A 7,512-nucleotide genomic window follows, 5' to 3' on the forward strand; every position below is an offset into this window, starting at 1 on the left:
GTGGGGTGGCTTAGCCAGGAGCCACTTCAAGCGAAGCCCGCGGTGTTTTCCAGCACGACAGCGTAACCACTCCCCCGCCCCCCCAAATCCGACCCCTAAGGGTTTCCACCGCTAGAGATCTGAAACCGGTTTCCTATAATTCTGAAACCGGTTTCAGAACCGTATTTGCCGAGCGCTGCGACGCCAGCGACACATTCCACAGAACGTGCAGGAGACATAGATGAATATCCAACGCTTGTTGCGCCACATGGCCGCGCCCGTGCTCACGTTGCTGGTCCTGGCGAGCGCCTCGATCGGGGTCCAGGCACAGACCGTCGCCGAGATCGTCAAGCGGGGCAAGGTCACCATCGGCGTGGTGACCGGTGCGCCGCCCTTCGGCACCACGGACGCCACCGGCAAGCCCGCCGGCTATGACGTCGATGTGGCCAACCTGCTGGGCAAGTACCTTGGCGTGCCGGTCGATATCGTGCCGCTCACTTCGCCCAGCCGGATTCCGGCGCTGGAAGCCGGCAAGGTCGATTTCCTGGTCGCTACCTTGGCGCCGACGCCCGAGCGGGCGCGGGCCATCATGTTCAGCTCGCCCTACAGCGCCTTCGAGCTGACCCTCTTCGCGCCTGTCGCAGCCAAGTACGCCAAGCTGGCTGAACTTGGGAAGAAGAAGGTTGGCGTGACACGCGGCACCACGCAAGACACGGCATTGACCCGGCTGGCCGTGCCGGGCATGAATATCGTCCGCTTCGAGGATGACGCCACCTGCGCGCAAGCGTTGATCAGCAACCAGGTCGACGCCATCGCCCTGCCCAGCACCACCGGCAACGAGATCATGAAGGCACGCGGCGCCGGCAAGTTCGACGCCAAGTTCGCCTTCTCGGTACAACCGAACTCGATGGCCGTGCGCAAGGACGCCTTCGAGCTGCGCCAGTGGCTCAACACCACCATCTCCTACGTCAAGCTCAATGGCGAACTCGACGCCATTGCACAGAAGTGGACCGGCAAGCCACTGCCCGCGCTGCAGACGTTCTGAACCCGGCAAGCCCGACGTTGCGCGCCAGCGCCAGCCGGCGCGCCAGGAGACCCGCATGAACTACCAATTTGAATGGACCCCGGTGTTGTCGCAGTTGGATCGCTTCGCGGAGGGCGCGGCCATGACGCTGGCGCTCAGCTTCGGCTCGATCCTGCTAGGCACCCTGGTCGGTACCGCCGGCGCCATTGCCGCGGCTTTCGGCGGTCCCTGGCTCCAGCGCGCCGCCAGGGCGTACGTCGAGGCCATCCGCAACACGCCGTTCCTGATCCAGCTCTTCATCATCTTCTTCGGCTTGCCTACCGTCGGCCTGCAGATCGATGCCATCACCGCAGCGGTGATTGCCATGACCGTCAACCTCGGCGCCTACTCGACCGAGATCATCCGGGCCGGCCTGCAGGCGGTTCACCGCTCGCAACTCGAAGCCGCCGCGGCGCTGGGCATGACACGCTGGCAATTGATCCGCCACGTCGCCCTGGTGCCGGCCTTCGAGAAGGTCTATCCGGCACTGACCAGCCAGTTCACGCTGATGATGCTGACCTCGAGCGTAGTGTCGGCGATTTCGGTGGAAGAGTTGACGGCGGTCGCAAGCCAGATCGATTCGCAGACCTTCCGCACCTTCGAGAGCTACATCCTCGTCATGTTCATCTATATCGGGCTGGCACTGCTGCTGCGCGCCATGTTCGCCCTGATCGGCAATCTCGTTTTCAGGCGGCGCCGCGTGGTGGCACGCGCTAGAAAGGTCGCGCGCACTGCCCGCGTTCAGCCCATGGCGCATGCGCAGCTGACGCCGGCGGTTGCAGGGAGCGCAAAATGATCACCGAGTTCTCCTGGAATCATCTTGAAATCCTGCTCCTGGCAGCACGCTGGACGCTGTGGGTGACCTTGCTGGCCGCTATCGGCGGCACGCTGGCCGGCTTCATGGTGGCGCTGGCGCGCACCTCGAGAAGCGCCTTCCTACGCCTCGCCAGCACGGTCTATATCCAGGTCGTGCAAGGCACGCCCGTGCTGATCGTGCTGTTCCTGAGCTACTACGGCCTCTCCGTGCTTGGCCTCAAGCTGTCGCCGATGGTCGCGGCCATGCTGGCGATGTCGATCTACGCCAGCGCCTATCTTGGCGAGATCTGGCGCGGCTGCATCGAGGCCGTGCCGCAAGGGCAGTGGGAGGCCAGCGAAGCGCTCGCCCTCACCCGCTGGCAGCAACTGCGCTTTGTCGTGCTGCCGCAAGCCGTCCGGCTGGCCCTGCCGCCCACGGTGGGCTTCTCGGTCCAGCTGATCAAGAACACCTCGATCACTTCCATCATCGGCGTCATCGAACTGACCCGCGCCGGCCAACTGATCAACAACGCGACCTTCCAGCCCTTCGCGGTCTTCGTCGTCGTCGCACTTATCTACTTCGCGCTTTGCTTCCCGCTTTCGTCGGCAGCCAGGCGCATGGAAAGGAGGCTCCATGTCCATCGTTGAAGCACGAGACGTGCACAAGTCGTACGGCCCCGTCGAAGTCCTGAAGGGCGTGTCGTTTGCCATCGAACCGGGCCAGGTGGTCGCCATCATCGGCCGCAGCGGCTCCGGCAAGAGCACCATGCTGCGGTGCCTGAACGGGCTGGAGACGATCAACGCCGGCAATATCACGGTCGCCGGCCACAAGCTGGATCACGACAGGAAGCGATTGCTCGACCTGCGCCGCGACGTAGGCATGGTATTCCAGAGCTACAACCTCTTTCCGCACCTGACCGTGGGCGAGAACATCGCGCTGGCGCCGTCCATCGTGAAAAAGATGGCCGCGGGCAAGATCGACGGCATCGTCGATCAGGTGCTGACCCAGGTCGGCCTGCTGGACAAGAAGGACTGCTACCCCGAGCAGCTCTCGGGCGGCCAGCAGCAGCGCGTGGCCATCGCCCGTTCGCTGGCGATGGAACCGAAGGTGATGCTGTTTGACGAGGTGACCTCCGCGCTCGATCCGGAGCTGACGGCGGAAGTGCTGCGTGTGATGGAAAACCTGGCCGCCTCCGGCATGACCATGGTGCTGGTGACGCATGAGATGGAGTTCGCGCGCCGCATGGCGCATACCACCATCTTCATGCACCAGGGCAAGGTGCATGAGGCGGGCCCGTCAAAGGCGCTGTTCGCGCAGCCGCGGACACCGGAACTGCAGCAATTCCTGAGCGCTGGAGCACTGAAATGACCCAGCGGCAACAAGGTAGCTCTTCCCCGCCGCCGGTGCTGATTTCGCTCACCGCCTATGGCGCCGACCTCGCCCGCCGCGACGGACAGGCCGCGCTGGCGCGGATTGCCGCGGCAGCAGGCGCGGACGGCGTGGAATACCGCGGCGAACTCCAGCGTGGCCACAAGGATGAAGTCAGGGAACAGCGCGAGGTCGCCGAGCAGCACGGGCTGGCCGTGGTCTGGTCGAGCCCGGAAGGCCTCTGGAGCGAAGCCGGCAGCCTCGATGCCGCCGCGCTCGACCGCGCCTTCGCGACGGCGCTGGCGATCGGTGCCACCCGGGTCAAGATGTCGCTGGGCGGCTACCGCGAAGGCACGGCGCTTGAAGGGTTGCTCCCGTGGTTGCGCCACGACGGCATCGAACTCGTCGTGGAGAACGACCAGACCGCCCGTGCCGGCACCGTACCGCCGCTGCGCGACTTCCTCGCGCGTACCACGGCCCTCGGCAAGCGCGTGCCGATGACCTTCGATATGGGCAACTGGCACTGGACGGGCGAGGATCCGCTCGATGCCGCGCAGGCCTTCGCCGCCCAGGTCGGCTACGTGCACTGCAAAGGCGTGCTGCGCACGCCTGCCAAGTGGATCGCGGTGCCGCTGGACCAATCGGCGGCCCCGTGGCGCAGCGTATTGCGCCGCCTGCCCGCCGACGTTGCGCGTGCCATTGAGTTTCCGCTGCAAGGGCAAGACCTGGAAGACCTGGTGCAGGTCACGCGTAGTCATGTCGAACTGCTGCGCTCGGTGGAGATCCCCGCATGAGCCCCGATCTTGACATCGATCTTGACGTGGTAACGCTGGGCGAGGCGATGCTGATGCTGGTGGCCGGCGAAGCCGGGCCTCTCGAAGGCGTGCAGACCTTCCACAAACGCACCGCAGGTGCCGAGACCAATGTGGCCATTGGCCTGTCGCGCCTGGGCCTGAGGGTCGGTTGGGCCAGCCGCCTGGGCGATGATTCGATGGCGCGCTACCTGCTCGGTGAAATGCGCCGGGAAGGCGTGGATTGCAGCCAGGTGGTGTGCGAGCCCGGCGAGCGTACGGGTTTTCAGTTCAAGGGCCGGGTCGACGACGGCAGTGATCCGCCCGTCGAGTACCACCGCCGCGGCTCGGCGGCGAGCCGCATGCACCCTGCTCACATCGACGACAGGTGGTTGCGGCGCTCACGGCACCTGCACGTCACCGGCGTGTTCCCTGCGCTCGCCGAAGGCACGCAGGCCGCCACGCGCCAGGCCATCTCCACCATGCGGGCTGCCGGCCGCACGATCTCGTTCGATCCCAATTTGCGGCCCGCCTTGTGGGCCACGCCCGAGATGATGCGCGAGACGCTGAACGACCTGGCACAACAGTGCGACTGGGTGCTGCCCGGCATCGAGGAAGGCCGCTTCCTCACCGGGCATGCCGAGCCGGAACGCATTGCCGCCTTCTACCGTGAACGCGGTGCCAGGCTGGTAGTCGTGAAGCTGGGCGCAGACGGCGCCTACTTCGATGGCGAGGCCGGCACCGGCCATGTCCTGGCGTTCAGCGTCGAGCGTGTTGTCGACACCGTTGGCGCCGGCGATGGCTTTGCCGTGGGCGTCATCAGCGCGCTGCTGGAAGGCCGGCCGGTGGCCGACGCCGTCCGGCGAGGCGCATGGATCGGCGCGCGGGCGGTGCAGGTACGGGGCGATACGGAAGGCCTGCCGACCCGTGCCCTGCTGGCTGCCGCCAGCCTGTGAAACCACAGCAAGGATTTCCTATGCGCAAGAATGTACTGGTGTTCCGTCCCATTCCGCATGACCTTCTCGCCAGGATCGAGTCTGAGCATGACGTGATCGTCGCCGACCCGCGCCAGCCGGCACAGCAGCCGGCCTTTCGCGCCGCGCTGGCAACCGCCCACGGCCTGATCGGCTCCAGCGTCAAGCTCGGCGCGGCCGAACTGGCCGACGCCGGCCAGCTGGAGGTGATTTCGAGTATCTCGGTGGGGGTCGACAACTATGACCTTGCCTGCCTGCGCCAGCGCGGGATTGCGCTGTGCCATACGCCCGGCGTACTCACTGAAACCACCGCCGACACCGTCTTTGCTCTCATCATGGCAACCAGCCGCCGCCTGGTCGAACTTGCCGCCCATGTACGCGAAGGCCGATGGGCTGCCAATATCGGTGAGAACCTGTTCGGCTGGGACGTTCACGGCAAGACCCTGGCGATCCTCGGCTTCGGGCGCATCGGCCAGGCGGTGGCGCGCCGCGCGGCGCTTGGCTTCGGCATGGAAGTGCTCTACGTCAACGAGATGGCCGGGGAACCGCCCGATCTCGTGGGACGCGCCACCCGGACGGACCTCGACGACGCCTTGCGGCGAGCCGATGTCGTCGCCGTCACGCTGCCCCTGACCGAGAGCACGCGCGGCTTGATGGGCCGGCGCGAGTTCGCGCTGATGAAACCGGGCGCCATCTTTGTCAACGGTGCCCGCGGCCAGATCGTGCAGGAAGGCGCGCTGCTCGATGCGCTCGACAGCGGCCACCTGCGCGCGGCCGGGCTCGACGTCTTCGCCACCGAGCCGCTGCCGCTGGATTCGCCGCTGCGCAGCCATCCGCGGGTGATGGCCCTGCCCCATATCGGCTCGGCCACGCACGAGACCCGTCGCGCCATGGCCGAACTGGCCACCCGCAATCTGCTGGACGCGCTGGCCGGCCGGCCACCCGCCGCGCGCTTCGATCTGTCAGCCCATGCCGCCTAGGCCGCGGTCCAATTTCCCCCGCAAGGACAATCCGCAATGCCCCGTTCCATTCCCACGCTGTGCGGCTCGATCATGGGCGAGCCCTTCACCTTCAACGTGCGCATCCACAACGCTGCCTATCGGGCGCTCGAGATCGACTACACCTTTGTGTGCTTCGGCGTGCAGGACGTGCCTGGCGCCGTGCAATCGATCCGGGCGCTGGGCGTGCGCGGCATGAACGTGTCGATGCCGCACAAGCAGGCCGTCATCCCCCACCTCGACCGGCTCGACGAGACCGCGCGCGCCATTGGCGCGGTCAATACCATCAACAATATCGATGGCGTGCTGACCGGCTACAACACCGATTGCATCGGCGCCGTGCGTGCCTTCGAGGAGGTCACCGGACTGGCGGGCAAGCGCATCGCGCTGCTTGGCGCTGGCGGCGCCGCGCGTGCCATGGCCTACGGCTTGGTTGAGGCCGGCGCCGCAGTGACCGTGTTCAATCGCACCGCGGCGCGCGGCGAGGAACTGGCCGCCTCGCTTGGCCTGCGCTTCGGTGGCGCCTTGGCCGACTTCCGTGCGGCAGACTTCGACATGCTCGCCAACGCGACGGCCGCCGGCTTTCGCGCACCCGATGTCAACCCTGTCACGGGGCAGCTCGCATCCCATTTGATTGTCATGGATGCTGCGTTTATCCCGGTCAGGAGCAAACTGATCCGGGATGCCGCCGCGCTTGGCTGTCGCACCATCGACGGCACGCGCATGATGTTGCACCAGGCATGTGCCCAGGTCGAGTTCTACACCGGCTGTGCACGCGCGCCGATCGAGACGATGGAGGCGGCGCTGCTCGAGGAGATCGCACGCCTGTCTTAGAAACTATCATCCAGCTCAAGGGGGCGATCGCGGACGGCAAGCAGCAGGCGGCGGGCAAATCGCGTCTGTTGAAGATTGGCTTTCTCGGCGGCAGGCTCTATGAACGGCACCAACCGTTGGTTACCGAATCCAGGGCCGCGCACCCCGAGTAGGTTGGGGGAAGTGTGCGATGTGTATTGCTTGTGGCCCGCTGACGCGGGGGTGTCTCTTGTGGGCGGGGTTTTGATGCTTCTAGCTGCTGATGCAGAATAGCGTGAGTGGGCGATGTTTTAGCGCTTCTAGCTGCTGATGCGGAATAGCGTGAGTGGGCGATGTTTTAGCGCTTCTAGCTGCTGATGCAGAATAGCGTGAGTGGGCGATGTTCTAGCGCTTCTAGCTGCTGATGCAGAATAGCGTGAGTGGGCGATGTTCTAGCGCTTCTAGCTGCTGTCGCCGGCTGTACGGTGTTGGCCGTTTTGGAACGTGTGAGATGTCACTTTTCTTTACTCGTAAAGAAAAGTAACCAAAAGAAAGCGATCCTTGCAGGAGGCTGGCTTGTCAGGGTTGCGCAGCCCAATGATTTCGTCGTACGGCCCCGGGTTTTAATTAACTCGTGCCGTTACCGATTTAAATCGCCACGATCCTGTTAATGACGCTGGTTTCGTGGTGACGCCCCCGGTAGTAGCATCCCAGCCCATTCGCCCATCTTCCGGTACCGGATCGGAGCATC

At 65.2% G+C, this 7,512-nt stretch carries 8 protein-coding genes; all 8 read left to right on the forward strand.

What is annotated here, in order from left to right:
• Nucleotides 1-220: 220 nt before the first annotated feature.
• From ACYP5B_RS23790 to ACYP5B_RS23825, 8 genes are read left to right on the forward strand one after another with little or no spacing between them, the layout of a single operon-like run.
• Nucleotides 221-1,024 carry a transporter substrate-binding domain-containing protein gene (locus ACYP5B_RS23790; RefSeq protein WP_318238497.1) on the forward strand — a complete coding sequence of 268 codons (804 nt, stop codon included), beginning with the start codon at nucleotides 221-223 and terminating at the stop codon, nucleotides 1,022-1,024.
• 55 nt (nucleotides 1,025-1,079) lie between these two features.
• Nucleotides 1,080-1,838: an amino acid ABC transporter permease gene (locus ACYP5B_RS23795; protein WP_267602361.1), complete on the forward strand. Its 759-nt coding sequence runs from the start codon at nucleotides 1,080-1,082 to the stop codon at nucleotides 1,836-1,838.
• Complete coding sequence (locus ACYP5B_RS23800) at nucleotides 1,835-2,485, forward strand: amino acid ABC transporter permease (protein ID WP_459571317.1); 651 nt, start codon at nucleotides 1,835-1,837, stop codon at nucleotides 2,483-2,485. Before ACYP5B_RS23795 ends, ACYP5B_RS23800 begins: the two co-directional genes overlap by 4 nt.
• Nucleotides 2,472-3,206: an amino acid ABC transporter ATP-binding protein gene (locus ACYP5B_RS23805; RefSeq protein ID WP_318238499.1), complete on the forward strand. Its 735-nt coding sequence runs from the start codon at nucleotides 2,472-2,474 to the stop codon at nucleotides 3,204-3,206. The genes ACYP5B_RS23800 and ACYP5B_RS23805 overlap by 14 nt, the downstream gene beginning before the upstream one ends.
• Complete coding sequence (locus tag ACYP5B_RS23810; RefSeq protein ID WP_400102131.1) at nucleotides 3,203-4,000, forward strand: sugar phosphate isomerase/epimerase family protein; 798 nt, start codon at nucleotides 3,203-3,205, stop codon at nucleotides 3,998-4,000. The genes ACYP5B_RS23805 and ACYP5B_RS23810 overlap by 4 nt, the downstream gene beginning before the upstream one ends.
• On the forward strand, nucleotides 3,997-4,953 hold the full coding sequence (locus ACYP5B_RS23815) for a sugar kinase (protein WP_459571318.1): 957 nt from the start codon (nucleotides 3,997-3,999) through the stop codon (nucleotides 4,951-4,953). The genes ACYP5B_RS23810 and ACYP5B_RS23815 overlap by 4 nt, the downstream gene beginning before the upstream one ends.
• 20 nt (nucleotides 4,954-4,973) lie before the next feature.
• Complete coding sequence (locus ACYP5B_RS23820) at nucleotides 4,974-5,951, forward strand: 2-hydroxyacid dehydrogenase (protein WP_400102133.1); 978 nt, start codon at nucleotides 4,974-4,976, stop codon at nucleotides 5,949-5,951.
• A gap of 36 nt (nucleotides 5,952-5,987) precedes the next feature.
• Nucleotides 5,988-6,803, forward strand: a complete 816-nt coding sequence (locus ACYP5B_RS23825) for a shikimate dehydrogenase family protein (protein ID WP_459571319.1) — start codon at nucleotides 5,988-5,990, stop codon at nucleotides 6,801-6,803.
• Nucleotides 6,804-7,512 lie beyond the last annotated feature (709 nt).

Source organism: Cupriavidus sp. 8B, assembly GCF_054589115.1.

Bases quoted from the DNA above. Each gene is read 5' to 3' on its own strand.
- ACYP5B_RS23790 (WP_318238497.1), top strand. From the start codon at position 221: ATGAATATCCAACGCTTGTTGCGCCACATGGCCGCGCCCGTGCTCACG.
- ACYP5B_RS23795 (WP_267602361.1), top strand. From the start codon at position 1,080: ATGAACTACCAATTTGAATGGACCCCGGTGTTGTCGCAGTTGGATCGC.
- ACYP5B_RS23800 (WP_459571317.1), top strand. From the start codon at position 1,835: ATGATCACCGAGTTCTCCTGGAATCATCTTGAAATCCTGCTCCTGGCA.
- ACYP5B_RS23805 (WP_318238499.1), top strand. From the start codon at position 2,472: ATGTCCATCGTTGAAGCACGAGACGTGCACAAGTCGTACGGCCCCGTC.
- ACYP5B_RS23810 (WP_400102131.1), top strand. From the start codon at position 3,203: ATGACCCAGCGGCAACAAGGTAGCTCTTCCCCGCCGCCGGTGCTGATT.
- ACYP5B_RS23815 (WP_459571318.1), top strand. From the start codon at position 3,997: ATGAGCCCCGATCTTGACATCGATCTTGACGTGGTAACGCTGGGCGAG.
- ACYP5B_RS23820 (WP_400102133.1), top strand. From the start codon at position 4,974: ATGCGCAAGAATGTACTGGTGTTCCGTCCCATTCCGCATGACCTTCTC.
- ACYP5B_RS23825 (WP_459571319.1), top strand. From the start codon at position 5,988: ATGCCCCGTTCCATTCCCACGCTGTGCGGCTCGATCATGGGCGAGCCC.